19 protein-coding genes and 1 pseudogene are annotated in these 24,919 nt (G+C 64.5%); 18 read left to right on the top strand and 2 right to left on the bottom strand.

Translation table 11 applies throughout. The features are described 5' to 3' along the window. The 10 genes and pseudogenes from gap (at nucleotide 1) to J4E58_RS14885 (ending at nucleotide 11,184) form a co-directional block, all read left to right on the top strand. Nucleotides 1-1,005: a type I glyceraldehyde-3-phosphate dehydrogenase gene (gene gap / locus J4E58_RS14925; protein ID WP_007926310.1), complete on the top strand. Its 1,005-nt coding sequence runs from the start codon at nucleotides 1-3 to the stop codon at nucleotides 1,003-1,005. Between the two features lie 129 nt (nucleotides 1,006-1,134). Then, nucleotides 1,135-1,599 carry a methylglyoxal synthase gene (locus J4E58_RS14920; RefSeq protein ID WP_087090299.1) on the top strand — a complete coding sequence of 155 codons (465 nt, stop codon included), beginning with the start codon at nucleotides 1,135-1,137 and terminating at the stop codon, nucleotides 1,597-1,599. A 73-nt stretch (nucleotides 1,600-1,672) separates the two neighbouring features. Then, complete coding sequence (locus tag J4E58_RS14915) at nucleotides 1,673-2,191, top strand: RNA polymerase sigma factor (RefSeq protein ID WP_087090297.1); 519 nt, start codon at nucleotides 1,673-1,675, stop codon at nucleotides 2,189-2,191. A 103-nt stretch (nucleotides 2,192-2,294) separates the two neighbouring features. Continuing rightward, the gene (locus J4E58_RS14910; protein ID WP_087090295.1) at nucleotides 2,295-3,278 is read left to right on the top strand and encodes a FecR domain-containing protein; all 984 of its coding nucleotides are present in this window, start codon (nucleotides 2,295-2,297) and stop codon (nucleotides 3,276-3,278) included. A gap of 121 nt (nucleotides 3,279-3,399) precedes the next feature. Then, nucleotides 3,400-5,997: a TonB-dependent receptor gene (locus J4E58_RS14905; protein WP_087090293.1), complete on the top strand. Its 2,598-nt coding sequence runs from the start codon at nucleotides 3,400-3,402 to the stop codon at nucleotides 5,995-5,997. A gap of 151 nt (nucleotides 5,998-6,148) precedes the next feature. Next, nucleotides 6,149-6,757, top strand: coding sequence for a biliverdin-producing heme oxygenase (locus J4E58_RS14900; RefSeq protein WP_087090291.1), 609 nt, complete (start codon nucleotides 6,149-6,151; stop codon nucleotides 6,755-6,757). A 136-nt stretch (nucleotides 6,758-6,893) separates the two neighbouring features. After that, a complete protein-coding gene (locus J4E58_RS14895; protein WP_007926296.1) occupies nucleotides 6,894-7,295 on the top strand; it encodes a YbaN family protein in 402 nt (133 codons plus the stop codon). A 218-nt stretch (nucleotides 7,296-7,513) separates the two neighbouring features. Beyond that, a pseudogene (locus J4E58_RS32290) lies at nucleotides 7,514-8,746 on the top strand (chemotaxis protein); the annotation flags it as partial. A gap of 150 nt (nucleotides 8,747-8,896) precedes the next feature. Continuing rightward, nucleotides 8,897-9,652 carry a methyl-accepting chemotaxis protein gene (locus J4E58_RS32285; protein ID WP_370686812.1) on the top strand — a complete coding sequence of 252 codons (756 nt, stop codon included), beginning with the start codon at nucleotides 8,897-8,899 and terminating at the stop codon, nucleotides 9,650-9,652. A 182-nt stretch (nucleotides 9,653-9,834) separates the two neighbouring features. Further along, nucleotides 9,835-11,184: a CoA transferase gene (locus tag J4E58_RS14885; protein WP_087090287.1), complete on the top strand. Its 1,350-nt coding sequence runs from the start codon at nucleotides 9,835-9,837 to the stop codon at nucleotides 11,182-11,184. A gap of 178 nt (nucleotides 11,185-11,362) precedes the next feature. Here J4E58_RS14885 and J4E58_RS14880 read toward each other — a convergent pair whose 3' ends face one another. Together J4E58_RS14880 and arcD (J4E58_RS14875) are read right to left on the bottom strand one after the other, a co-directional pair. Then, complete coding sequence (locus J4E58_RS14880; RefSeq protein ID WP_087090284.1) at nucleotides 11,363-12,220, bottom strand: DNA-3-methyladenine glycosylase; 858 nt, start codon at nucleotides 12,218-12,220, stop codon at nucleotides 11,363-11,365. Beyond that, entirely contained in the window at nucleotides 12,217-13,644 is a 1,428-nt protein-coding gene (arcD, locus tag J4E58_RS14875) for an arginine-ornithine antiporter (protein WP_087090282.1), read from the bottom strand. Before arcD (J4E58_RS14875) ends, J4E58_RS14880 begins: the two co-directional genes overlap by 4 nt. 448 nt (nucleotides 13,645-14,092) lie before the next feature. Between arcD (J4E58_RS14875) and arcD (J4E58_RS14870) the strand changes: the two genes are divergently transcribed. The 8 genes from arcD (J4E58_RS14870) (at nucleotide 14,093) to gcvP (ending at nucleotide 24,824) form a co-directional block, all read left to right on the top strand. Continuing rightward, the gene (arcD, locus tag J4E58_RS14870) at nucleotides 14,093-15,520 is read left to right on the top strand and encodes an arginine-ornithine antiporter (protein ID WP_087090280.1); all 1,428 of its coding nucleotides are present in this window, start codon (nucleotides 14,093-14,095) and stop codon (nucleotides 15,518-15,520) included. Between the two features lie 36 nt (nucleotides 15,521-15,556). Next, nucleotides 15,557-16,813, top strand: a complete 1,257-nt coding sequence (arcA, locus tag J4E58_RS14865; protein WP_007926270.1) for an arginine deiminase — start codon at nucleotides 15,557-15,559, stop codon at nucleotides 16,811-16,813. Between the two features lie 68 nt (nucleotides 16,814-16,881). Then, nucleotides 16,882-17,892 carry an ornithine carbamoyltransferase gene (locus tag J4E58_RS14860; protein WP_007926269.1) on the top strand — a complete coding sequence of 337 codons (1,011 nt, stop codon included), beginning with the start codon at nucleotides 16,882-16,884 and terminating at the stop codon, nucleotides 17,890-17,892. 145 nt (nucleotides 17,893-18,037) lie between these two features. Further along, complete coding sequence (arcC, locus tag J4E58_RS14855) at nucleotides 18,038-18,967, top strand: carbamate kinase (RefSeq protein ID WP_009045248.1); 930 nt, start codon at nucleotides 18,038-18,040, stop codon at nucleotides 18,965-18,967. Between the two features lie 63 nt (nucleotides 18,968-19,030). Further along, the gene (locus J4E58_RS14850; protein ID WP_053262373.1) at nucleotides 19,031-19,393 is read left to right on the top strand and encodes a DUF5064 family protein; all 363 of its coding nucleotides are present in this window, start codon (nucleotides 19,031-19,033) and stop codon (nucleotides 19,391-19,393) included. Nucleotides 19,394-19,628: 235 nt separating this feature from the next. Further along, nucleotides 19,629-21,137 (top strand): sigma-54-dependent transcriptional regulator, encoded by a 1,509-nt coding sequence (locus tag J4E58_RS14845; protein WP_009045250.1) that lies wholly within the window; start codon nucleotides 19,629-19,631, stop codon nucleotides 21,135-21,137. Nucleotides 21,138-21,572: 435 nt separating this feature from the next. Next, entirely contained in the window at nucleotides 21,573-21,956 is a 384-nt protein-coding gene (gene gcvH, locus J4E58_RS14840) for a glycine cleavage system protein GcvH (RefSeq protein WP_009045251.1), read from the top strand. Between the two features lie 9 nt (nucleotides 21,957-21,965). Next, entirely contained in the window at nucleotides 21,966-24,824 is a 2,859-nt protein-coding gene (gene gcvP / locus J4E58_RS14835; RefSeq protein WP_087090278.1) for an aminomethyl-transferring glycine dehydrogenase, read from the top strand. The last annotated feature ends 95 nt before the right edge of the window (nucleotides 24,825-24,919 follow it).

Raw genomic sequence — 24,919 nt, 5'->3', positions numbered from 1 at the left:
ATGACTCTACGAATCGCAATCAATGGTTTTGGCCGCATCGGCCGCAACGTCCTGCGCGCACTTTATACCCAAGGCTATCGTCAGGATCTGCAGATCGTCGCCATCAACGATCTGGGTGATAGCTCGATCAATGCCCACCTGCTCAAATACGACACCGTCCACGGCACCTTCGATGCCGAGGTGCAGCACGATCAGGAAAGCCTGACCGTCAACGGCGACCGGATCGCCGTCAGCGCCATCCGCAATCCGGCCGAACTGCCCTGGGCCGCCGAGAAGATTGACGTAGTATTCGAATGCACCGGCCTGTTCACCGACCGTGCCAAGGCCGCCGCCCATCTCAGCGCCGGCGCCCGCAAAGTGATTATTTCCGCCCCGGCCAAAGGCGCCGACGCCACCGTGGTGTATGGCGTGAACCACGACATTCTGCGCCAGTCGCACCAGATCATTTCCAACGCTTCGTGCACCACCAATTGCCTGGCGCCGGTGGCCCAGGTGCTGAACCGCGAGCTGGGCATCGAAAGCGGGCTGATGACCACCATCCACGCCTACACCAACGACCAGAACCTGACCGACGTCTACCACAGCGATCCGTACCGCGCCCGCTCGGCCACCCAGAACATGATCCCGAGCAAGACCGGCGCGGCCGAAGCCGTGGGCCTGGTGCTGCCGGAGCTGGCGGGCAAGCTGACCGGCATGGCGGTGCGCGTCCCGGTGATCAACGTATCGCTGGTGGACCTGACCGTGCAGCTCAAGCGCAACACCACCGCCGAGGAGGTCAACGCCCTGCTCAAGAGCGCCAGCCAGCACTCGAAGATCCTCGGCTACAACAGCCTGCCGCTGGTTTCCAGCGACTTCAACCACAACCCACTGTCGTCGATCTTCGACGCCAATCACACCAAGGTCAGCGGCGGCAAGCTGCTCAAGGTCCTGGCCTGGTACGACAACGAGTGGGGCTTCTCCAACCGCATGCTGGATAACTGCCTGGCCCTGTGCAGCGCCGAGTAAACCCACGGCCTGCGGTGCGGGAGCTGCCGCAGGCTGCGATCTTTTGATCTTCACATTCGAGGTTCAAGCGCGCAAAGATCGCAGCCTCGGCAGCTCCTGCAGACTCTCTCCCTCCCGGAGCCACCACCGATGATCGGTATCAGCTTCACCCAGGCCAGCATGGCGGCGCGCAAGCGCATCGCCCTGGTGGCCCACGACCATTGCAAGAGTTTCCTCCTCGACTGGGCCGAGCGGCAGAAAGACCGGCTCGCCGAGCACGACCTGCTGGCCACCGGCACCACCGGCCAGTTGCTGCACCAGCGCCTCGGCCTGCCGGTGGAAAGCATGATCAGCGGCCCCCTGGGCGGCGACCAGCAACTCGGCGCGCGGATCGCCGAGCAGCGGGTGGACATGCTGGTGTTCTTCTGGGACTCCTTCGAACCCCAGCCCCACGATCCGGACATCAAGGCCCTGCTACGGGTCGCGGCGGTCTGGAACATTCCCGTGGCCTGCAACGAATGCAGCGCCGACTACCTGCTCAGCAGCCCGCTGATGGAGCAGGCGCACAGCTACCGGATTCCGGACTACCCGGCCTACCTCTCCGGGCGTCGATGATTCACTCAGGGCTTGACCTTCGACGTAGATGATAAGCATTATCATCTGCTGAAAAAATCAGCCAGGTCCTGTTGTGAGCCAATCCCGCTTCAATCACGTCTTTCTCACCCAGCGCGTTTCGCTGCTGCGCACGCTGGAGCGGATGGTCAACAACCACAGCACCGCCGAGGACCTGCTGCAGGAAACCTACCTGCGGGTGACCCGGGCCCTGAGCGAACGGGCCATCGAGCACCTCGAACCCTTCGTCTTCCAGACCGCCCGCAACCTGGCGCTCGACCATCTGCGCGCGCGACGCATCCAGGCCCGCACCCTGCTCGAAGACGTGCCGGTGGACGTGGTCGAAAGCGTGGCCGCGCCCCTGAGCAGCGCCGAGGATGCCGCCCATGCCGAACAGTTGCTGGAACGCCTGAACACGAGCCTTGCCCAACTCAGCCCGCGCCAACAGCAGATCTTCATCCTCAGCCGCCTGCACGGCCACAGCTACCTGGAAATCGCCGAGAAACTCGAAGTCTCCCAAAGCACGGTACAAAAGGAACTGAAGCTGATCATGGCCATCTGCATCGGCGTCGCCGAGCGCTTGAACGGTCATTGAGGCCCAGCCGGGCGGGCGTCAGCCGCAGCCCTTTGCTACCCTTGACCGCCCTGCGCTCTCCATCTAAAAAACAGCCGTGCACAGACACAGCCGAGGAACACCCGTGACGGACATCCACCGCACCCAGCCGACCGCCCAGGACGGGGAAACAGCCACTCGCCGTACTGCGGATCAGGCCATGGACCAGGCCCTGGACTGGCTGATCCTGCTGGAGAACCCGAGCCCCGAGCAGACCCGGCAATTCCATGACTGGCTGAACGCCTCGCCCCTGCACAGCGCAGCCTTCGACAAGGCCCAGGCGATCTGGAACGGCCCGCAAGTGGTGCGCTGCGCGCAAAACCTGGACACGCAAAAAACCAAGCTCAGCCTGCTGTCGCGCCTGCGTCCGCACTGGCGCCCCCTGGCAACCGCGGCGGTGCTGATCCTCGGCCTGTTCAGTTTCAGCAACCTGCCCCTGCGCCTGCAGGCCGATCACCTGACCGTGGTCGGCGAGCGCCAGCGTCTGCAATTGGAGGACGGCTCGAAAGTCCTGCTCAACACCAACTCGGCCTTCTCCAGCAGCATCGACGAGCGCCAGCGCGTGGCCCGCCTGTACCAGGGCGAAGCCTTCTTCGAGATCCCCGCCAGCCGCGACCAGCCGCTGGAACTCGACGCCGGCCCGGTACGCGCCAGCGTGCGCAACACCGCCTTCGCCGTGCGTTACCTGGACGGCGTGGCCCAGGTGCGGGTGCAGCGCGGCGATGTCGACCTGCGCGCCACCCACGACGATGCCCGGGTGCGCCTGTCGGCCGGCGAAAGCATCCGCATCGGCCCCAACGGTTTCGACCGCCCGGCCAAGCTCGACCTCGACAAGGACCTGGCCTGGGTCCAGGGCCGGCTGGTGTTCGAGAACTGCCCGCTGAACCAGGTGCTGGCCGAGTTGCGCCGGTATTACCCGGGCTGGATCGTCAACAACAACGAGCGCCTGGCCGATGTCGCGGTCACCGGCAATTACCGCCTCGACCAGCCGCTGGACGTGGTGCGTTCCCTGGCTCACATCACCTCGGCGCGCCTGCAGGAATTCCCGGCGCTGGTCATCCTCAACTAAAGCGCATTTATTTTTACGCGATCGCTGTCGGTCGTTCGTCTCGTTATAGCCAATGCAATTGATTCGCATTAATCATGAGAATCAGCACCTATAAAGATTCGTGCGACACGGAGCGCTATCGATGTCCTCTCGCCTCAACAGCCGGTCCTCTTCATCCTCCCGCCAGGCCCGCCTGCAGAACTGCACGCTGTCCCTGCTGACCGCCGCCATCCTGCTGGCCGGGGCCGCGCCAGTCATGGCCGCCACCGCCGGGGCCAAGACCCTGCCAGCACGCAACATGGGCGACTACAGCTTCGCCATCGACCAGCAACCGCTGGTGTCGGCGCTGAATGCCTTTACCGCCGTCACCGGCTGGCAGGTCGGCCTGCCGGCGGAACTGGGCGAAGGCATCGCTTCCCCGGGCGTGCGCGGTTCGCTGCCACCGGAAAAAGCCCTGGACCGCCTGCTGATGGGCACCAACCTGAGCTACCGCAAGCTGGGCGCCAACAACATCGTCCTGGAAAAACGCGCCAGCGGCGGCGCCCTGAACCTGCAACAGGTGACCATCAGCGCCACGCGCCAGGAACAGGACGTCAGCAGCGTGCCCAGCACCGTGACCGTGCATGACCGCCAGGACCTGGACCGCAACAACGTCAACACCATCAAGGATCTGGTGCGCTACGAGCCGGGCGTTTCGGTCGGCGGCGCCGGCCAGCGCGGCGGCGGCATCAGCGGCTACAACATCCGCGGCATCGACGGCGACCGTATCCTGACCCAGGTCGACGGCGTGGAGATTCCCAACGGCTTCTTCAACGGCCCCTATGCCAAGACCCAGCGCAATTACGTCGACCCGGAAATCATCAAGCGCGTGGAGATCCTCCGCGGCCCGGCCTCGGTGCTGTACGGCAGCAACGCCATCGGCGGCGCGGTCAGCTACTTCACCCTCGACCCGGACGACATCATCAAGCCAGGCCAGGACGTCGGCGCCCGCCTGAAGACCGGCTACAGCTCGGCCGACGACAGCTGGCTGAAATCCGCCACTGTGGCTGGACGCAGTGGTCAGTTCGACGGCCTGCTGCACTTCAGCCAGCGCGACGGCCACGAAACCGACTCCTACGGCAGTCACAACGGCACCGGCCTGGCGCGCACCGCCGCCAACCCGGAAGACGTGCGCACCAGCAACGTGCTGGCCAAGGCCGGCTGGAACTATGCCGACGACGCGCGCCTGGGCCTGACCTACGAGAAGTACAAGGACGACCGCGACACCAACCAGAAGAGCGCCGTGGGCGGCCCGTTCAACGCCGGTCAGCCGCTGGGCATGTACCGCTCGCGCACCGGTAACGACACCATCACCCGCGAACGCTTCGGCCTGGACAACAACTTCGCCCTCGACAGCCTGCTGGCCGACCACGTGAAGTGGAGCCTGAACTACCAGATCGCCAAGACCGACCAGAGCACCCTGGAAAACTACTTCCCGTTCAGCCGCAACGTCATGCGCAGCCGCGAAACCCTCTACCAGGAAAAGCAGTGGGTCTTCGACGCCCAGGCCGACAAGGCCTTCGCCATCGGTGAAACCGAGCACCTGCTGACCTACGGCACCACGATCAAGCAGGAAAAGGTCACCGGCTCGCGCAGCGGCAGCGGCACCTGCCTGGCGGTCGGTCGCGGTTGCACGGCGGTCGGCGCCATCAGCCCGTCCGACGTGCTGAAGAAGTCCAGCGACTTCCCCGACCCGACCATCAACACCTACAGCCTGTTCGCCCAGGACCAGATCAGCTGGAACCAGTGGACCTTCCTGCCGGGCCTGCGCTACGACTACACCCAGCTCAAGCCGCACATCACCCAGGAGTTCCTCAACACCGTGGCCGCCGATGGCAATGGTGAAGTGAGCGACCAGAACAAGACCTGGCACCGGGTATCGCCCAAGTTCGGCCTGACCTACGCCCTGAGCGACCAGTACACCTGGTACGGCCAGTACGCCGAAGGTTTCCGCACCCCGACCGCCAAGGCGCTGTACGGCCGCTTCGAGAACACCACCACCGGTTACCGCGTGGCGCCGAACTCGAACCTCAAGCCGGAGAAAAGCCAGAGCTATGAAACCGGCCTGCGCGGCAACTTCGAGTCCGGCAATTTCGACGTGGCGGTGTTCTATAACAAGTACCGCGACTTCATCAACGAAGACGCGGTGACCCCGGGCTACGACGAACTGACGTTCCAGAGCAACAACATCAAGCACGCCACCATCAAGGGCGTGGAAGTCAAAGGCCGGCTCAACCTCGACGCCCTAGGCACGCCGCAGGGCCTGTACACCCAGGGTTCGGTGGCCTATGCCTACGGTCGCAACAACGACACCGGCGAACCCTTGAACGCGGTCAACCCGCTGACCGGCGTGTTCGGCCTGGGCTACGACCAGGATAACTACGGCGCCCTGCTCAGCTGGACCCTGGTGAAGAAGAAAGACCGCGTCGACAGCAGCAGCTTCAAGACCCCGGACGGCACCAGCAGCCAGTTCAAGACCCCGGGCTACGGCGTGCTCGACCTGACCGGCTTCTACAAGGTCAGCGACGACGTCACCGTCAGCGCCGGCATCTACAACCTGGCCGACAAGAAGTACTGGCTGTGGGATGACGTGCGCGGCTACGACAGCGTCGGCGAAGCCGCCGTGCTCAGCCCGGCCAACCTCGACCGCCTGACCCAGCCGGGTCGCAACTTCGCGGTCAACCTGATCTGGGACATCTGATCCGGTCTGCCTCACTGCGCTTTTCGATGGGGCGCAGTGAGGATTTTTTACTGTGCCGCGTCTTCTTGTTCGTCTAGTTAGCAAGTGCTTCTCATTTCAAGCCGCTCTTATTTTTAAGCAGCTCTCATTTCCATTGACCAAGGACATCGTCATGACCACCCAGGATTCCCCACAGCGCCCGAGCCTGCGCTCCCAGCGCCTGAACCAGATCACCCACGAACCCCATGCCAGGCTCGACGCCCTGGTCAAGGCCCACGCGCCGTTCGAAAGCGCCAGCAGCTTTGCCCGTTTCGTCGTCGCCCAGTATCTGTTCCAGTCGGAACTGGTCGCCCTGTACAACGACCCGGCGCTGATCGCCATCGTCCCGGACCTGGCAGAACGTTGCCGCGCCGAAGCGGCCAAGGCCGACCTGGCGGACCTGGAGACCGAAGTCCCGGCCCCGGTGGCGGGCGCGGTGCAGAACCCGAGCAAGGCCGAAGCCCTGGGCTGGCTGTTCGTCTCCGAGGGCTCCAAGCTCGGCGCGGCGTTCCTGATCAAGCGCGCGGTGGGCCTGGGCCTCGGCGAAACCTTCGGTGCCCGGCACCTGGGCGAGCCGGCCGGTGGTCGCGCCGAAGGCTGGAAAACCTTCACCCGCATCCTCGACGGTCTGGCATTCAGCGCCGAAGAAGAAGCCGCGGCGGAAAAAGGCGCGCTGGATGCCTTCAACCGCTTTACCGTGCTACTGGAAAAGGCCTACGACACGGCGCCTGAACTGGCCTGATTTTTTCGCCGGCACCCTCGTTCCTGTATTGAAGGCGTAGACTCACGCCCGCTGCAGGAACGAACCCGCTGGCGTCAGCCGTTATTCCCACCCCTTGTGGATTGAGCCCCATGCTCGTCACCTCATCATCGAACCCATGACCGGCACAACCCGATCTCCGTCCAAGGCCTCCCGCCTGTTCTTCGGCTGCCTGGCTTACATCAGCCTGGCCATCGGCCTGATCGCCATCGTCGTCCCCGGCCTGCCGACCACCGAGTTCGTGCTCCTCGCCGCCTGGGCCGCGACCAAGAGCTCGCCACGCCTGAGCGCCTGGATGGAAAACCATCGCCTGTTCGGCCCCATCCTGAGCAACTGGCGCAACGGCCGGATCGTCAGCCGCCGGGCCAAGGTCAGCGCCACTGTCAGCATGTTGCTGTGCGCCGGCCTGATGCTGAGCCTGCTCAACCATCACTGGACCCTGTACCTGGCGCTGGCCGGCATGGGCCTGGGCAACCTGTGGATCTGGTCGCGCCCGGAGGCTCTGGCCCAGGCCTCTTGATTCCTCTGCAAGAGCAGCCGGTCGACGTTCGGCTGCTCGCGACATGCCCTCCAGCGAAATCTCCCTCCTCCTCGTTTATGTCAAACACATGACCGCTCGTCGGCTTTTTCTCAGACAAATGCCGCCCAAGCCGATGTTCCGGGCATGGCGCTGAATGGACTTGGCGACCGGAGTCATCCGACTCACCGCTCCCCCCTATCCATTCGCGAGATCGCCCCATGTTCGACTCTCTGTCCATTCGCCTGAAAATCGTGCTGTTGTCCGGACTCTGCCTGCTCGGCGTGGTGGGCCTGATCGTCGGGATGAACATCTACCAGACCAACCAGAACGATCAGTTGGTCAGCAGCTCCAGCTCGCGAATGCTCACCGACAGCGTGCAGAACCTGCTGCAGGCCCGGGCCGCCGAGCAGGCGGTGCGGGTACAGAAAACCTTTGGCGAGAGCCTGCTGGTGATCACCGCCCTGGCCGACCAGATCAACGACCTGCGGGCCATGGCCGGCAAGCGTTCGCTGGAGGCCGCGACGCTGCGTGAAGAGCTCAACCACAGCCTGAAAACCGCCTTCGAACGCAACACCAAGGTGCTGGGCATCTGGCTCGCCTACGAGCCCAACGCCCTCGACGGCAAGGACAGCGAGTTCGCCAACGACGCCGGCCACGCCTCCAACGAAGCCGGGCGCTTCGCCAGTTACTGGAGCCGTGCCGGCGGCACCGGGCTGAACACGGTGATGGTCGAAGAGGACATGAACAAGACCACCCTGAGCGTCAGCGGCACCCCCTATAACAGCTGGTACACCTGCCCGCGCGACAGCAAGCGCACCTGCCTGCTCGACCCGTACGCCGATACCGTGGGCGGCAAGCTGATGCTGATGACCACCATTTCCCTGCCGCTGATCGTCGACGGCAAAGTCATAGGCGTGGTCGGCGTGGACATCGCCCTGGATGCCCTGCAGGCCGCGGCCGCCGACTCCCAGCGCGGGCTGTTCGACGGTGCCGGGCACATGCTGATCGTCGCCGGCAGCGGCATCCTCGCCGCCTACAGCAACGATGCGGCCAAGGTCGGCAAAGGCATCGCCGACACCCTCGGCGCCGAAGGCAGGGATGTCCTGCAACTGCTGGCTGGCAATACCCCGAAAATCCTCAAGCAGGGCGACCTGATCCGCGCCGTGTATCCGGTCAGCCCGATCGCCGATGCCCGCCCCTGGGGCGTGGTGATCGACCTGCCGGAGCAGGTGCTGCTGGCCGACACCGTGAAACTCCAGGGCGTGCTCGACGATGCCCAGGCCCAGGGCACCCTGGTGTCGCTGCTGGTGGCGGCGGTCGCCGGCGTGATCGGCCTGTTGCTGATCTGGCTGACCGCCTCCGGCGTGACCCGGCCGATCAACAGCGTGGCGCAGATGCTCAAGGAAATCGCCAGCGGCGACGGTGACCTGACCCAGCGCCTGAAGTACAGCAAGCAAGACGAACTGGGCGAGCTGGTGGGCTGGTTCAACCGCTTCCTCGACAAGCTGCAACCGACCATCGCGCAGATCAAGCAGAGCATCACCGACGCCCGCGGCACCGCCGACCAGTCCTCGGAGATCGCCCGCCAGACCAGCGAAGGCATGCAGGTACAGTTCCGCGAAATCGACCAGGTGGCCACCGCCTCCAACGAAATGAGCGCCACCGCCCACGACGTCGCCAACAGTGCCTCGAACGCCGCCAATGCCGCCCGTGGCGCCGACCAGTCGGCCAAGGACGGCATGACTATCATCGAGCGCAGCACCCGCGACATCAGCACCCTGGCCGAGGAGGTCAGCAAGGCGGTGGTCGAGGTCGAGGCCCTGGCGGTCAACAGCGAGCAGATCGGCTCGGTGCTGGAAGTGATCCGCAGCATTGCCGAGCAGACCAACCTGCTGGCCCTCAACGCCGCCATCGAAGCGGCGCGCGCCGGGGAAAGCGGCCGCGGCTTTGCCGTGGTCGCCGACGAGGTGCGCAACCTGGCCAAGCGCACCCAGGACTCGGTGGAAGAGATCCGCCTGGTGATCGAGCGCATCCAGAGCGGCACCCGGGGCGTGGTGGCGACCATGCATTCGAGCCAGGCCCAGGCCCAGAGCAACGCCGGGCAGATCCAGCAAGCGGTGCAGGCCCTGGGCAAGATCAGCGACGCGGTCACGGTGATCAGCGACATGAACCTGCAGATCGCCAGCGCCGCCGAACAGCAGAGCGCGGTGGCCGAAGAGGTCAACCGCAACGTCTCGGCGATCCGCAGCGTGACCGAATCCCTCACCGAACAGGCCACCGAATCGGCCCAGGTCAGCAGCCAGCTCAACGCCCTGACCACCCAGCAGATGAAGCTGATGGACCAGTTCCGCGTTTGACCTTGCCCCTGATTCTGTAGGAGCGAAGCTTGCTCGCGATGGTCGCCAACGATGACGCGCACTCACTGGCTCAACGCGGCGCTCTCCGGTTCATCGCGAGCAAGCTTCGCTCCTAAGGGGCGGGGGCTGCGGCGCTTCACTTTTTTGATCTATGCTGCCCCCTCTCTTGCGGAGGGCCTGCAATGACCGATGTGCTGTCGTCTGTTCAAGCCGCGCTGGGCTTGCCTCGTACCCCGATTGCCATGACCTCGAGCGGCGCCCTGCCCTCGGCCTTCGCCGTGACCGAACTGGCCAGCGCCAGCATCGCCGCGGCCGGCCAGGCGGCGGCCGAGCTGTTGCTCAGCCAGACCGGGCGCCTGCCCACCCTGAGCGTCGACCAACGCCTGGCCTCCTTCTGGTTCGCCACCTCCCTGCGCCCGCTGGGCTGGAGCGTGCCGCCGCTGTGGGACCCGGTCGCCGGCGACTACGCCACCCAGGACGGCTGGATTCGCCTGCACACCAACGCGCCGCATCATCGGCGGGCAGCCGAACAGGTGCTCGGCCGGGTCGCGGATCGTCCGGCCATGGCCGCCAAGGTCGCACAGTGGAACAAGAGCGACCTGGAGCAGGCGGTGGTCGCCGCCGGAGGCTGCGCCGCCGAGATGCGCGGCTGGAGCGAGTGGCAAGCCCATCCCCAGGGGCAGGCCGTGAATGCCGAGCCCCTGGTGCATTACCAGACCTGCAACGCCAGCGCCGCCCAGCCCTGGCGCGGATCGCTGGCCCGGCCCCTGGCCGGGATCAAGGTGCTGGACCTGACCCGGGTGCTGGCCGGGCCCATCGCCAGCCGTTTTCTCGCCGGGCTGGGCGCCGACGTGCTGCGCATTGACCCGCCGGACTGGAACGAGCCCGGCGTAGTCCCGGAAGTCACCCTGGGCAAACGCTGCGCCCGGCTGAACCTGCACGATGTCGCCGATCGCCTGGTCTTCGAAGGCCTGTTGGGGGAAGCCGATCTGCTGCTGCACGGCTACCGCGCCGATGCCCTGGAACGCCTCGGCTACGGGGCCGCCGAACGCCAGCGCTGCGCCCCGGGGCTGATCGATGTGTGCCTGAACGCCTATGGCTGGAGCGGCCCCTGGCAGAACCGCCGCGGCTTCGACAGCCTGGTGCAGATGAGCAGCGGCATTGCCGAGGCCGGCCAGCGCTGGCAGCAGGCGGATAAACCCGTGCCACTACCGGTGCAGGCCCTGGACCATGCTACCGGCTACCTGATGGCCGCCGCCGCGATCCGCGCCCTGACCGAACGACTGCAAACCGGGGCCGCCGGCAGCGCACGGCTGTCACTGGCGCGGACCGCCAAGCTGTTGATCGAGCACTCCAATGGCAGCGCTGAGCCCGCCTTGCGCGGCGAAGACCAGGACGATCAAGGACTGCTGGTAGAGCAGACACCCTGGGGCCCGGCCCATCGCCTGCAAGTACCCTTGCAGATCAGCGGCACGCCCCTGCAATGGGCTTACCCCGCCAGCGACCTGGGCGCCCATCGCCCGAAATGGTGAGCCTGTAACGCGTACCCCTGTAGCCGCTGCCGAGCCTGCGAGGCTGCGATCGGCCGCAAAGCGGACGTAAAGCCGCGCATTACGTCATTCATACCGCGTGCGCAGGGTTGGCGAGGACTGCGTCCTCGATCGCAGCCTCGCAGGCTCGGCAGCGGCTACAGAAACGGGGATCAGGGGGCTACAGCGCCGTCCACAAATGCTGCGCCGCGTAGCCGCGCCATGGCCGCCAGGCCTCGGCGCGGGCCAGCAACTGGCTGGCGCTGACCGGTCCGCCTTCGAGCGCCGCCAGGGCGTTGAGCAGGCCCACGTCCGCCGCGGGAAAGGCGTCCGCTTCACGGAACTGGCGCAGGGCCACGTAATGCGCGGTCCAGTCGCCGACACCCCACAGCGCCCGCAAGGCCGACAGGCTGTGTTCGAGGCTGGCCTTGGGGGCAAACAGCTGCGGATCGTCGAGCAGCGCCTGCGCCACGCCGGACAGGGTTCGGCCCCGACTGCGCGGCATGCCCAGGCTCGCCAGATCGGCGCCCGCCATCCGCCCCGGCTCGGGGAACACATGGCTCAACCCCGCTGGCGCCTCCTTGCAGCTCAATGGCTGGCCATACTGCGCCACCAGCTTGCCCGCCAAGCGGATGGCCGCCACCACAGTGATCTGCTGCCCCAGCACCGCGCGCACCGCCAGCTCGAAACCGTCCCAGGCACCGGGTACGCGCAGCCCCGGCCGCGAGGCGATCAAGCGGGCCATCAACGGGTCGGCGGACAGTTGCCGATGGATCGGCGCCAGGTCGGTGTCCAGGTCCAGCAGACGGCGGATGCGCGCAACGATCCGCGCGTGGGCCTGCGGATCGGGAAAGTGCAGGGTCAGCGCCAGCGCATCGCTGTCGCCCGGGCTCACACTGAACCAGCCGTGTACGCCATCGAGGCTGATGCTGCGCGAGTAGCGGTCGCCACTGACGGTCTCCAGCCCCTCGATGGCCCGCGCCCGGAGAAAGGCCAGCATCGCCGGCCAGTCATAGGGCGGCTGGTAAACCAGCCTCACAGCGACAGCACACCGCTGTACAGGCCATAGGCGGCCAGGCTGGCCCCGGCGACCACGCAAGCGAAAATGCCCTTCTCGATACCGGTGAACAACGGCTCGCCCTGCTCGCGCTTGGCCTTGGCGAACAGGATCACCCCGGGGGCATACAGCAGGGCCGACAGCAGCAGGTACTTGACCCCACCGGCGTACAACAGCCAGACCGCGTAACACAGGGCCACGCCACCGATGCACAGGTCTTTCATGCGCTCGGCCGAGGCCCGCTCGTAGGTTTCGCCGCGGCCGCTGAGCAACACCGCATAGGCCGCCGACCACAGGTAAGGCACCAGGATCATCGACGACGCGAGGTAGATCAGGCTGGTGTAGGTCCCGGCGGAGAACAGGGTAATCAGCAGGAACACCTGGATCATGCTGTTGGTCAGCCACAGGGCGTTGACCGGCACATGGTTGGCGTTCTCCTTTTTCAGGAAGGCCGGCATGGTCCGGTCGCGGGCCGTGGCGAACAGGATCTCGGCACACAGCAGCGCCCACGACAGCAAGGCACCGAGCAGGGAAACCGCCAGGCCGACGCTGATCAGCAACGCGCCCCAGGGACCGACGATGCGCTCCAGCACCGCCGCCAGCGACGGGTTCTGCAAGGTCGCCAGTTCCGGCTGGCTCATGATCCCCAGGGACAGCACGTTGACCAGCACCAGCAGGGCCAGCACGCCGATAAAGCCGATCACCGTGGCCCGGCCGACGTCCGCACGCTTCTCGGCCCGGGCCGAATAGACACTGGCGCCTTCGATGCCGATGAACACGAAGACCGTGACCAGCATCATGTTGCGCACCTGGTCCATCACCCCGCCGAAGTTCGGGTTGCCACGGCCCCAGATGTCGCGGGTGAAGATGTCCGCCTTGAACGCCACCGCGGCAATCACGATGAACATCACCAGCGGCACGATCTTGGCCACGGTGGTCAGCAGGTTGATGAACGCCGCTTCCTTGATCCCGCGCAGCACCAGAAAGTGCACCGCCCACAACAGGACCGAGGCGCAGGCGATGGCCACCGGGGTGTTGCCCTGGCCAAACACCGGGAAGAAATAACCCAGGGTGCTGAACAGCAGCACGAAGTAGCCGACGTTGCCCAGCCAGGCACTGATCCAGTAGCCCCAGGCGGACGAAAAACCCATGTAGTCGCCAAACCCGGCCTTGGCGTAGGCGTACACCCCAGAGTCGAGTTCAGGCTTGCGGTTGGCCAGGGTCTGGAACACGAAGGCCAGGGTCAGCATGCCCACGGCGGTGATCGCCCAACCGATAAGGATCGCCCCGGCGTCGGCCCGGGCCGCCATGTTCTGCGGCAAGGAAAAGATCCCGCCGCCAATCATCGAACCCACCACCAGGGCGATCAAGGCGCCGAGTCGCAGTTTTTGTGTGGTTTGTGGCATGCCTACCTCTGCGTCCGGTCCAATTGTCCGACAACAAACTATATGAAATTAATTAACTTCCACAGATTGGAAACGGACTAAAAGAGTCAATTATTGATCTTTTGTGGATCAAGCGATGTGACGAAGATCAGAACATGTTGAATAGTTTGGCTTTTTATTATGCATAAAACCTAAATGCCATCAGCGCGCCGGGCAGCCTTATAACTTTTTAATGAGTTGCGCATTCTTGAAAGCGGGCTAGCTTCAATCTGGCGCCAATGAGAAGACCTTTCATCCGGAACCCGAGGCCTTATGGAATGGCGCTTTCAGGCTTCCCACCGGTTTCCGCAAAGACAGCTTAAGTCGTTCATTCACAATGGAATGTAGCAATGACCTGATCTAAATCAGCTGTTCGGATTTCTCGCAGATTTACTCTGACATCTCTCTTCTCCTGCAATGGAGTCACGCAATGTCTGACACTCCCGGAAAACTACGGCTTGGTGCGTTAGTCGCCTTGGTAGTCGGCTCGATGATTGGCGGCGGGATCTTTTCCTTGCCACAAAACATGGCGGCAAGTGCCGATGTAGGCGCTGTTCTTATTGGCTGGGCTATTACCGCTGTCGGTATGTTGACACTGGCTTTCGTGTTCCAGACCCTGGCCAACCGCAAGCCTGATCTGGACGGTGGTGTCTACGCCTATGCCAAGGCCGGTTTCGGCGATTACATGGGCTTTTCTTCGGCCTGGGGCTACTGGATCAGCGCCTGGCTGGGCAACGTCGGCTACTTCGTGCTGCTGTTCAGTACCCTGGGCTATTTCTTCCCGATCTTCGGCGAGGGCAATACTCCGGCCGCGGTGATCGGCGCCTCGCTGCTGCTGTGGGCCGTGCACTTTCTGGTGCTGCGCGGGATCAAGGAAGCGGCGTTCATCAACCTGGTGACCACGGTCGCCAAGGTGGTGCCGCTGCTGCTGTTCGTGCTGATCGCCCTGTTCGCCTTCAAGCTGGACATCTTCACCGCGGACATCTGGGGCGTGAAGAACCCTGACCTGGGCAGCGTGATGAACCAGGTGCGCAACATGATGCTGGTCACCGTGTGGGTGTTCATCGGCATCGAAGGCGCGAGCATCTTCTCCGCCCGCGCGGAAAAACGCTCGGACGTGGGCAAGGCCACCGTGATCGGCTTCATCACCGTGCTGCTGTTCCTGGTGCTGGTGAACGTGCTGTCGCTGGGCATCATGACCCAGCCGGAGCTGGCGAAGCTGCAGAACCCGTCGATGGCGGCGGTGCTCGAGCATGTGGTCGGCCACTGGGGCGCGGTGTTGATCAGCGTCGGCCTGATCATCTCGCTGCTGGGGGCACTGCTGTCGTGGGTGCTGCTGTGCGCGGAGATCATGTTCGCCGCGGCCAAGGACCACACCATGCCGGAGTTCCTGCGCAAGGAGAACGCCAACCACGTGCCGGTCAACGCCCTGTGGCTGACCAACGCCATGGTGCAGATCTTCCTGGTCATCACCCTGTTCTCGGCCAGTACCTACCTGTCGCTGATCTACCTCGCCACCTCGATGATCCTGGTGCCCTACCTGTGGTCGGCGGCCTATGCCGTGCTGCTGGCGGTGCGCAGCGAAACCTACGAAGCGGCCCTGGCCGAACGCAAGAAAGACCTGCTGATCGGCTCCATCGCCCTGTTCTACGCGATCTGGCTGCTGTACGCCGGCGGGGTCAAGTACCTGCTGCTCTCCGCCCTGCTCTACGCCCCCGGCGCGATCCTGTTCGCCAAGGCCAAGCGGGAGTTGGGCAAACCGATTTTCACCAACGTCGAGAAGCTGATTTTCGCCGCAGTGGTCATAGGCGCCCTGTTGGCCGCCTACGGGCTCTACGACGGCTTCCTGACCCTGTAACCGCACGATTGTTTCTACCTCTGGAGGATCACGGTAATGACCACGGAAAAAGTTAAGTACGGCGTCCATTCCGAAGCCGGCAAACTGCGCAAAGTCATGGTTTGCTCCCCAGGCCTGGCCCATCAGCGGCTGACCCCGAACAACTGCGATGAACTGCTGTTCGATGATGTGATCTGGGTCAACCAGGCCAAGCGCGACCATTTCGACTTCGTCACCAAAATGCGCGAGCGTGGGATCGAAGTCCTGGAAATGCACAACCTGCTGACCGATACGGTGCACAACCCCGAAGCCCTGAAGTGGATTCTGGATCGCAAGATCACCCCCGACACCGTCGGTGTCGGCCTGACCAACGAAGTGCGCAGCTGGCTCGAAAGCCTGGAGCCACGCAAGCTGGCCGAATTCCTGATCGGCGGCGTGGCCGGCGAGGACCTGCCGGAAAGCGAAGGCGCCAGCGTGATCAAGATGTACCGCGACTACCTGGGCCACTCCAGCTTCTTGCTGCCGCCGCTGCCCAACACCCAGTTCACCCGCGACACCACCTGCTGGATCTACGGCGGCGTGACGCTCAACCCGATGTACTGGCCGGCCCGGCGCCAGGAAACCCTGCTGGCCAGCGCCATCTACAAATTCCACCCCGAGTTCGCCAACGCCGACTTCGAAGTCTGGTACGGCGACCCGGACAAGGATCACGGCCAGGCCACCCTCGAAGGCGGCGACGTCATGCCGATCGGCAATGGCGTGGTGCTGATCGGCATGGGCGAGCGGACCTCGCGCCAGGCCATCGGCCAGCTTGCGCAATCCCTGTTCGCCAAGGGCGCGGTGGAAAAAGTCGTGGTCGCCGGCCTGCCGAAATCCCGCGCGGCGATGCACCTGGACACCGTGTTCAGCTTCTGCGACCGCGACCTGGTCACAGTCTTCCCGGAAGTGGTCAAGGAGATCGTGCCGTTCGTCATCCGCCCCGACACCAGCAAGCCCTATGGCATGGACGTGCGACGGGAGAACAAATCGTTCATCGAGGTGGTGGCCGAGTCCCTGAACCTCAAGCAACTGCGCGTGGTGGAAACCGGCGGCAACAGCTTCGCCGCCGAACGCGAGCAGTGGGACGACGGCAACAACGTGGTGGCCCTGGAACCGGGCGTGGTCATCGGCTATGACCGCAACACCTACACCAACACCCTGCTGCGCAAGGCCGGCGTGGAAGTGATCACCATCAGCGCCAGCGAACTCGGCCGCGGCCGTGGCGGCGGCCACTGCATGACCTGCCCGATCGTGCGCGACCCGATCGATTACTAAACGACTTTCCCCCGGCCGCACCTCTGCGGTGCTGGCCGGGCCGATTACAGAATCCCTGGAGAATCATCATGGCGTTCAATATCCACAACCGTAACCTGCTCAGCCTCGAACACCACACCGAGCGCGAGCTGCGCTACCTGCTCGACCTGTCCCGCGACCTCAAGCGCGCCAAGTACACCGGCACCGAGCAGCAGCACCTCAAGGGCAACAACATCGCCCTGATCTTCGAGAAAACCTCGACCCGTACCCGCTGCGCCTTCGAGGTCGCCGCCTATGACCAGGGCGCCAACGTCACCTACATCGACCCGAACTCGTCGCAAATCGGCCACAAGGAAAGCATGAAGGACACCGCCCGCGTGCTCGGGCGCATGTACGACGCCATCGAGTACCGCGGCTTCAAGCAGGAAATCGTCGAAGAACTGGCGAAGTTCGCCGGCGTGCCAGTGTTCAACGGCCTGACCGACGAATACCACCCGACCCAGATGATCGCCGACGTGCTGACCATGCGTGAGCACGCCGACAAGCCGATCCACGACATCAGCTACGCCTACCTGGGCGATGCCCGCAATAACATGGGCAACTCCCTGCTGCTGGTGGGCGCCAAGCTCGGCATGGACGTGCGCATCTGCGCGCCAAAGGCCCTGTGGCCCCATGACGACCTGGTCAGCCGCTGCAAGCAGTACGCGCAAGAAAGCGGTGCCCGCATCACCCTGACCGAAGACCCGAAAGCCGCGGTCAAGGGCGTCGACTTCATCCACACCGACGTCTGGGTATCGATGGGCGAGCCGGTGGAAGCCTGGGCCGAACGTATCCAGCAACTGCTGCCGTACCAGGTCAACGCCGAGCTGATGAAGGCCACCGGCAACCCACGGACCAAGTTCATGCACTGCCTGCCGGCGTTCCACAACAGCGATACCAAGGTCGGCAAGCAGATCGCCGAGCAGTATCCGCACCTGGCCAACGGCATCGAAGTGACTGACGACGTGTTCGAGTCGCCGGCCTGCATCGCCTTCGAGCAAGCGGAAAACCGCATGCACACCATCAAGGCGATCCTGGTCTCGACCCTGGCCGACCTGTAACCCCGACGTCCGTGGCCGACCGCCTGGCGGTCGGCCCTCGACCTGTAGGCGCGAGGCTCGCCCGCGAAGGCGTCCAACCTGACACCCCACCATCGCAGGCAAGCCACGCGCCCACGGGATCACCGAATTCTGGAAGGAATGCATTATGCGTATCGTCGTCGCACTGGGCGGCAACGCCCTGCTCCGCCGGGGCGAACCCATGACCGCGGACAATCAACGCGCCAATATCCGCATCGCCACCGAACAGATCGCCAAGATCCATCCCGGCAACCAGCTGGTGATCGCCCACGGCAATGGTCCGCAGGTCGGCCTGCTGTCGCTGCAGGCGGCGGCCTACACCTCGGTGTCGCCTTACCCGCTGGACGTGCTCGGCGCCGAAACCGAAGGCATGATCGGCTACATCATCGAACAGGAACTGGGCAACCTGCTGGATTTCGAAGTGCCCTTCGCCACCCTGCTGACCCAGGTCGAGGTCGATGCCAAGGACCCGGCGTTCCAGAACCCGAGCAAGCCCATCGGCCCGGTCTACAGCAAGGACGAAGCAGAAAAACTGGCCAAGGAAAAAGGCTGGGCCATCGCCCCCGATGGCGACAAGTACCGCCGCGTGGTGGCTAGCCCGAAACCCAAGCGCATCTTTGAAATCCGCCCGATCAAATGGCTGCTGGAAAAGAGCAGCATCGTGATCTGCGCCGGCGGTGGCGGCATTCCAACCCTGTACGGTGAGGATGGCAAGCTCCGGGGCATCGAGGCGGTGATCGACAAGGACCTGTGCTCGGCACTGCTGGCCGAACAGCTGGAGGCCGATCTGCTGGTGATCGCCACCGACGTCAACGCGGCCTTTATCGACTGGGGCAAGCCGTCGCAGAAAGCCATTGCCCAGGCGCACCCGGACGAAATGGAAAAGCTCGGCTTCGCCGCCGGCTCCATGGGACCGAAGGTCCAGGCGGCCTGCGAGTTCGCCCGCCATACTGGAAAAGTCGCAGTGATCGGTTCACTCTCGGACATCGAAGCGATCGTCCAGGGCAAGGCCGGTACGCGCATCAGCACGGCCCAGCCGGGCATCACTTACCGATAAGAGCAACTCAGGGTGCAGGCCGCTGGCCTGCACCACTCCCCATGCCTTGTAAAGGAGAGAGCCATGGCCCAGTTCGAACCCGGTCATTTACACATCGAGCGACACGCACTGACCAAGGACGATGTCAGCTACAACATCTGTATCGACTATGAAGTCGCACAGGACCCCAAGGAAGGCAAAGGGATGCAGTTCAAGATGCATGGAACGATTCAGGGCAAGGAGCTCGATGAACCGTTCTTTCTGCCCAAGGATCAGGCTTACAACTTCGCCAGCAACGTGACGAAAATCGCCGAGAAGTATGGGATTCCCAAGGCACTGAGCAGCATCGGCTCGCTGCACAAATATTACGACGCGATGTTTGAGGATGTGCGGGTGCAGTTGAATATGAAATCCGGGGATCCAGTCAACCCCGAACACCTCGAGTAACCCCAGCCCGTGGGTCGCGGGCTTCCCCTGCCCGCTTAACCTGTAGGAGCGAGGCTTGCCCGCGATGAACTCAAGGACGCCGCGGTGTATCAGGCCAGGCTTCCCGCGTCATCGTTGAGGCTATCGCGAGCAAGCCTCGCTCCTACAGAAGCCCGTGGCCACGGCGAATTTCACCAAACAGCATCCGCCAAGGCATACTTGCCACCCTCCGTTTTCCAGAACCCTTGACCGCCCCATGCGCATCCACGTCAGCTTTATCGACCGCGTCGGTATCACCCAGGAAGTCCTGGCCCTGCTCGGTGGGCGCAACCTCAACCTGGATGCGGTGGAGATGGTGCCGCCCAACGTCTACATCGACGCCCCGACCCTCAGCCCGCAAGTGCTGGAAGAGCTACGCGACGCGCTGTTCAGCGTGCGCGGCGTGCAGGCGGTGACGGTGGTCGACATCCTGCCCGGCCAGCGCCGCCACCTGCAGCTCGACGCCCTGCTGGCGGCGATGACCGACCCGGTGCTGGCCCTGGACAGCGCCGGCAAGGTGCTGCTGGCCAACCCGGCGCTGATTGCCCTCTATGGCCGCGAGCCGGCCGGGGAAAGCGTGGCCGAGCTGTTCGACGACCCGGCGTTGCTGGAAACCTTGCTGGAACAGGGCTTTCGCTTGCCCCTGCGGGAAATCACTCTCAATGGCCAGACCCTGCTGCTGGACGCCACGCCGATCACCGACGCCGGCGCGCTGCTGACCCTGTATCAGCCCAATCGCATCGGCGAACGCCTGTCGGCCCTGCACCACGACCATGCCGAAGGCTTCGATGCCCTGCTCGGCGACTCCCCGGCCATCCGCACCCTCAAGGCCCGCGCCCAGCGCGTCGCCGCGCTGGATGCGCCGCTGCTGATCCAGGGCGAAACCGGTACCGGCAAGGAACTGGTGGCGCGAGCCTGTCACGCCATCAGTGCGCGGCACGGCGCGCCGTTTCTGGCGCTGAACTGCGCCGCCCTGCCGGAAAACCTCGCCGAGAGCGAGCTGTTCGGCTACGCCCCCGGCGCCTTCACCGGCGCCCAGCGCGGCGGCAAGCCGGGGCTGATGGAGCTGGCTAACCAGGGCACGGTGTTTCTCGACGAGATCGGCGAAATGTCGCCCTACTTGCAGGCCAAGCTGCTGCGTTTTCTCAACGACGGCAGCTTTCGCCGGGTGGGTGGCGACCGTGAGGTCAAGGTCAATGTGCGGATCCTCAGCGCCACCCATCGCGACCTGGAAAAGATGGTCGCCGAGGGCAGCTTTCGCGAAGACCTGTTCTATCGCCTCAACGTGCTGAATGTGGAAGTCCCGCCCCTGCGCGAGCGCGGCCAGGACATCCTGTTGCTGGCGCGCTACTTCATGCAGCAGGCCTGCGCGCAGATCCAGCGCCCGGTCTGCCGCCTGGCGCCCGGCACCTATCCGGCGCTGCTGGGCAACCGCTGGCCGGGCAACGTGCGCCAGTTGCAGAACGTGATCTTCCGCGCGGCGGCGATCTGCGAAAGCAGCCTGGTGGACATCGGCGACCTGGATATCGCCGGCACCTCGGTGGCGCGCCAGAACGACACCGAAGTCGAAAGCCTGGAACAGGCCGTCGAGGAGTTCGAGAAGGCATTGCTCGAAGGCCTCTACGTCAACTACCCCTCGACCCGCCAGTTGGCCAGCCGACTGCAGACCTCCCACACCGCCATCGCCCATCGCCTGCGCAAATACGGCATCCCCAACAAGCCCTGAACCTGCCGCGGCTTTTGATGTTGTAGCCGCTGCCGCAGGCTGCGATCGCTCCCGCAGGGAGCGCAAGCTCTCAAGATCGCCGAAGGCCTTCGGCCTTATCGCAGCCTGCGGCAGCGGCTACAGGTGGCGTAGTCGCATCTGAAAACGACCTCCACCTGTACTGAAAGCGCTACAGCGGAACGATAACGCTACAGCCGGTTGTAATCGGCGCTACGCAAGGCTTTGATCCCCATAGGCTTTTCCCTGGCCCTCCAGCTGTAGCGTTTTCGCTACAGCCGTTAGCTTCCGACCACCATCAATAACTCATAACTCATTGATTAATAACAACTAAAAAACATTGGCCGCATTTTTGCTAAGGGCTTATCCATTCCGCTCGGCCCTGCACGAGCATTCAATCGCGTCCACCAGACGAATCTGGCCCCTTGAGGAGTTTCCATGAGCGAGTTGCGTTTTACTGAAGATCACGAATGGCTGCGTACCGAAGCCGATGGCAGCGTTACCGTCGGCATCACGGCTTTCGCGCAAAACGCCCTGGGCGATGTGGTGTTCGTGCAATTGCCGGAACTGCAGGCCTACGACAAGGGCGCCGAAGCCGCCACCGTGGAATCGGTAAAAGCCGCCAGCGGCGTGTACATGCCCCTGGACGGGGAAGTGGTGGAAACCAACCCGGCCCTGGAAACCAGCCCCGAGCTGGTCAACGAAGACCCGCTGGGCGAAGGCTGGTTCTTCCGCTTCATTCCCGCGAACGCCGCCGCTGTCGGCCAACTGCTGGATCAGGACGCCTACGACCGCCTGATCAAAGCCAACGCCGACGCCTGAGGAACCGCCATGACTCAAGCCAACCTGAGCACCGCCAACGAATTCATCGCGCGCCACATCGGCCCGCGCCAAGGCGACGAGCAAGCCATGCTCAACAGCCTGGGCTTCGACTCCCTGGAAGCCCTGAGCGCCAGCGTGATCCCCGACAGCATCAAGGGCACCAGCGTCCTCGACCTGCCCGCCGGGCAGAGCGAAGCCGACGCACTGGCCTCGATCAAGGCCATCGCCGCCAAGAACCAGCTGTTCAAGACCTACATCGGCCAGGGCTACTACAACTGCCACACGCCGTCGCCGATCCTGCGCAACCTCCTGGAAAACCCGGCCTGGTACACCGCCTACACCCCGTACCAGCCGGAAATTTCCCAGGGCCGCCTGGAAGCGCTGCTGAACTTCCAGACCCTGATCAGCGACCTCACCGGCCTGCCGATCGCCAACGCCTCCCTGCTCGACGAAGCCACCGCCGCCGCCGAAGCCATGACCTTCTGCAAGCGCCTGAGCAAGAACAAGGGCAGCCACGCCTTCTTCGCCTCCAGCCATTGCCACCCGCAGACCCTCGACGTGCTGCGCACCCGTGCCGAGCCGCTGGGCATCGACGTGGTGGTCGGCGACGAGCGCAAGCTGACCGACGTCAGCCCGTTCTTCGGCGCGCTGCTGCAATACCCGGCGAGCAACGGCGACCTGTTCGACTACCGCGAGCTGACCGAGCGCTTCCACGCCGCCAATGCCCTGGTGGCGGTCGCCGCCGACCTGCTGGCGCTGACCGTGCTGACCCCACCAGGCGAATTCGGCGCCGACGTGGCCATCGGCAGCGCCCAGCGCTTCGGTGTGCCGCTGGGCTTCGGTGGCCCGCATGCGGCCTACTTCTCCACCAAGGACGCGTTCAAGCGCGACATGCCGGGCCGTCTGGTCGGAGTGTCCGTGGACCGTTTCGGCAAGCCGGCGCTGCGCCTGGCCATGCAGACCCGCGAGCAACATATCCGTCGCGAGAAAGCCACCAGCAACATCTGCACCGCCCAGGTGCTGCTGGCCAACATCGCCAGCATGTACGCCGTGTACCACGGCCCTCAAGGCCTGAGCCGGATTGCCCGGCGCATCCACCAGCTGACCGCGATCCTGGCCCAGGGCCTGAGCAAGCTGGGGATCAAGGTCGAGCAGGAAAACTTCTTCGACACCCTGACCCTGCACACCGGCGCACGCACCGCGGCTCTGCACGACAAGGCCCGCGCCCAGCGCATCAACCTGCGGGTGATCGACGCCGAGCGCCTGGGTCTGTCGCTGGACGAAACCACCGGCCAGGCCGATGTACAAGCGCTGTGGAGCCTGCTGGCCGACGGTCAGGCGCTGCCGGACTTCGCCGCGCTGGCCAGTACGGTACAGAGCCGTATCCCGGCGCCGCTGGTGCGTCAGTCGGCGATCCTCAGCCATCCGGTGTTCAACCGCTATCACTCGGAAACCGAGCTGATGCGCTACCTGCGCAAGCTGGCCGACAAGGACCTGGCCCTGGACCGCACCATGATCCCGCTGGGCTCGTGCACCATGAAGCTCAACGCCGCCAGCGAAATGATCCCGATCACCTGGGCCGAATTCGGCGCCCTGCACCCGTTCGCCCCAGCCGAGCAAAGCGCCGGCTACCAGCAACTGACCAGCGAGCTGGAAGCCATGCTCTGCGCCGCCACCGGCTACGACGCGGTGTCCCTGCAGCCGAACGCCGGCTCCCAGGGCGAATACGCGGGCCTGCTGGCCATTCGTGCCTATCACCAGAGCCGCGGCGACGACCGTCGCGACATCTGCCTGATCCCTTCGTCCGCCCACGGCACCAATCCGGCCACCGCCAACATGGCCGGCATGCGCGTGGTGGTCACCGCCTGCGACGCCCGTGGCAACGTCGATATCGAAGACCTGCGGGCCAAGGCCATCGAGCACCGCGAGCACCTCGCCGCGCTGATGATCACCTACCCGTCGACCCACGGCGTGTTCGAGGAAGGCATCCGCGAAATCTGCGGCATCATCCATGACAACGGCGGCCAGGTGTACATCGACGGCGCCAACATGAACGCCATGGTCGGCCTCTGCGCCCCGGGCAAGTTCGGCGGCGACGTGTCGCACCTGAACCTGCACAAGACCTTCTGCATTCCCCACGGCGGTGGCGGCCCGGGCGTCGGCCCGATCGGCGTCAAGTCGCACCTGGCGCCGTTCCTGCCTGGCCACGCGGCCATGGAACGCAAGGAAGGCGCGGTCTGCGCCGCACCGTTCGGCAGCGCGAGCATCCTGCCGATCACCTGGATGTACATCCGCATGATGGGCGGCGAAGGCCTCAAGCGTGCCTCGCAGCTGGCGATCCTCAATGCCAACTACATCTCCCGTCGCCTGGAAGAACACTACCCAGTGCTCTACACCGGCAGCAACGGCCTGGTGGCCCACGAGTGCATCCTCGACCTGCGCCCGCTCAAGGACAGCAGCGGCATCAGCGTCGACGACGTCGCCAAGCGCCTGATCGACTTTGGCTTCCACGCCCCGACCATGTCGTTCCCGGTGGCAGGCACCCTGATGATCGAGCCGACCGAAAGCGAATCCAAGGAAGAACTGGACCGCTTCTGCGACGCCATGATCCGCATCCGCGAAGAAATCCGCGCGGTGGAAAACGGCAGCCTGGACAAGGACGACAACCCGCTGAAAAACGCCCCGCACACCGCAGCGGAAATCGTTGGCGAGTGGTCGCACCCCTACAGCCGTGAACAGGCGGTGTACCCCGTGGCCTCGCTGATCGAAGGCAAGTACTGGCCTCCGGTCGGCCGCGTCGACAACGTGTTCGGCGACCGCAACCTGGTGTGCGCCTGCCCGTCGATCGAAAGCTATCAGGACGCCTAAGACGGCATCGCCGTCCATCGCGGGCAAGCCTCGCTCCTACGGTTTCTGCGTATACCTGTAGGAGCGAGGCGGCTGGCGACGAATACCGGCCAGAC

It is taken from the genome of Pseudomonas sp. FW305-25 (assembly GCF_017351415.1).
Lineage (GTDB): Bacteria > Pseudomonadota > Gammaproteobacteria > Pseudomonadales > Pseudomonadaceae > Aquipseudomonas > Aquipseudomonas chlororaphis.
Note: the sequence above shows the minus strand (reverse complement) of the source record. Positions and strands in the feature narration are given on the sequence as shown.

Coding starts and splice junctions, on each gene's coding strand:
- gap (WP_007926310.1), top strand. CDS start 1: ATGACTCTACGAATCGCAATCAATGGTTTTGGCCGCATCGGCCGCAAC.
- J4E58_RS14920 (WP_087090299.1), top strand. CDS start 1,135: ATGATCGGTATCAGCTTCACCCAGGCCAGCATGGCGGCGCGCAAGCGC.
- J4E58_RS14905 (WP_087090293.1), top strand. CDS start 3,400: ATGTCCTCTCGCCTCAACAGCCGGTCCTCTTCATCCTCCCGCCAGGCC.
- J4E58_RS14900 (WP_087090291.1), top strand. CDS start 6,149: ATGACCACCCAGGATTCCCCACAGCGCCCGAGCCTGCGCTCCCAGCGC.
- J4E58_RS14895 (WP_007926296.1), top strand. CDS start 6,894: ATGACCGGCACAACCCGATCTCCGTCCAAGGCCTCCCGCCTGTTCTTC.
- J4E58_RS32285 (WP_370686812.1), top strand. CDS start 8,897: ATGCAGGTACAGTTCCGCGAAATCGACCAGGTGGCCACCGCCTCCAAC.
- J4E58_RS14885 (WP_087090287.1), top strand. CDS start 9,835: ATGACCGATGTGCTGTCGTCTGTTCAAGCCGCGCTGGGCTTGCCTCGT.
- arcD (WP_087090282.1), bottom strand. CDS start 13,644: ATGCCACAAACCACACAAAAACTGCGACTCGGCGCCTTGATCGCCCTG.
- arcD (WP_087090280.1), top strand. CDS start 14,093: ATGTCTGACACTCCCGGAAAACTACGGCTTGGTGCGTTAGTCGCCTTG.
- arcA (WP_007926270.1), top strand. CDS start 15,557: ATGACCACGGAAAAAGTTAAGTACGGCGTCCATTCCGAAGCCGGCAAA.
- J4E58_RS14860 (WP_007926269.1), top strand. CDS start 16,882: ATGGCGTTCAATATCCACAACCGTAACCTGCTCAGCCTCGAACACCAC.
- arcC (WP_009045248.1), top strand. CDS start 18,038: ATGCGTATCGTCGTCGCACTGGGCGGCAACGCCCTGCTCCGCCGGGGC.
- J4E58_RS14850 (WP_053262373.1), top strand. CDS start 19,031: ATGGCCCAGTTCGAACCCGGTCATTTACACATCGAGCGACACGCACTG.
- J4E58_RS14845 (WP_009045250.1), top strand. CDS start 19,629: ATGCGCATCCACGTCAGCTTTATCGACCGCGTCGGTATCACCCAGGAA.
- gcvH (WP_009045251.1), top strand. CDS start 21,573: ATGAGCGAGTTGCGTTTTACTGAAGATCACGAATGGCTGCGTACCGAA.
- gcvP (WP_087090278.1), top strand. CDS start 21,966: ATGACTCAAGCCAACCTGAGCACCGCCAACGAATTCATCGCGCGCCAC.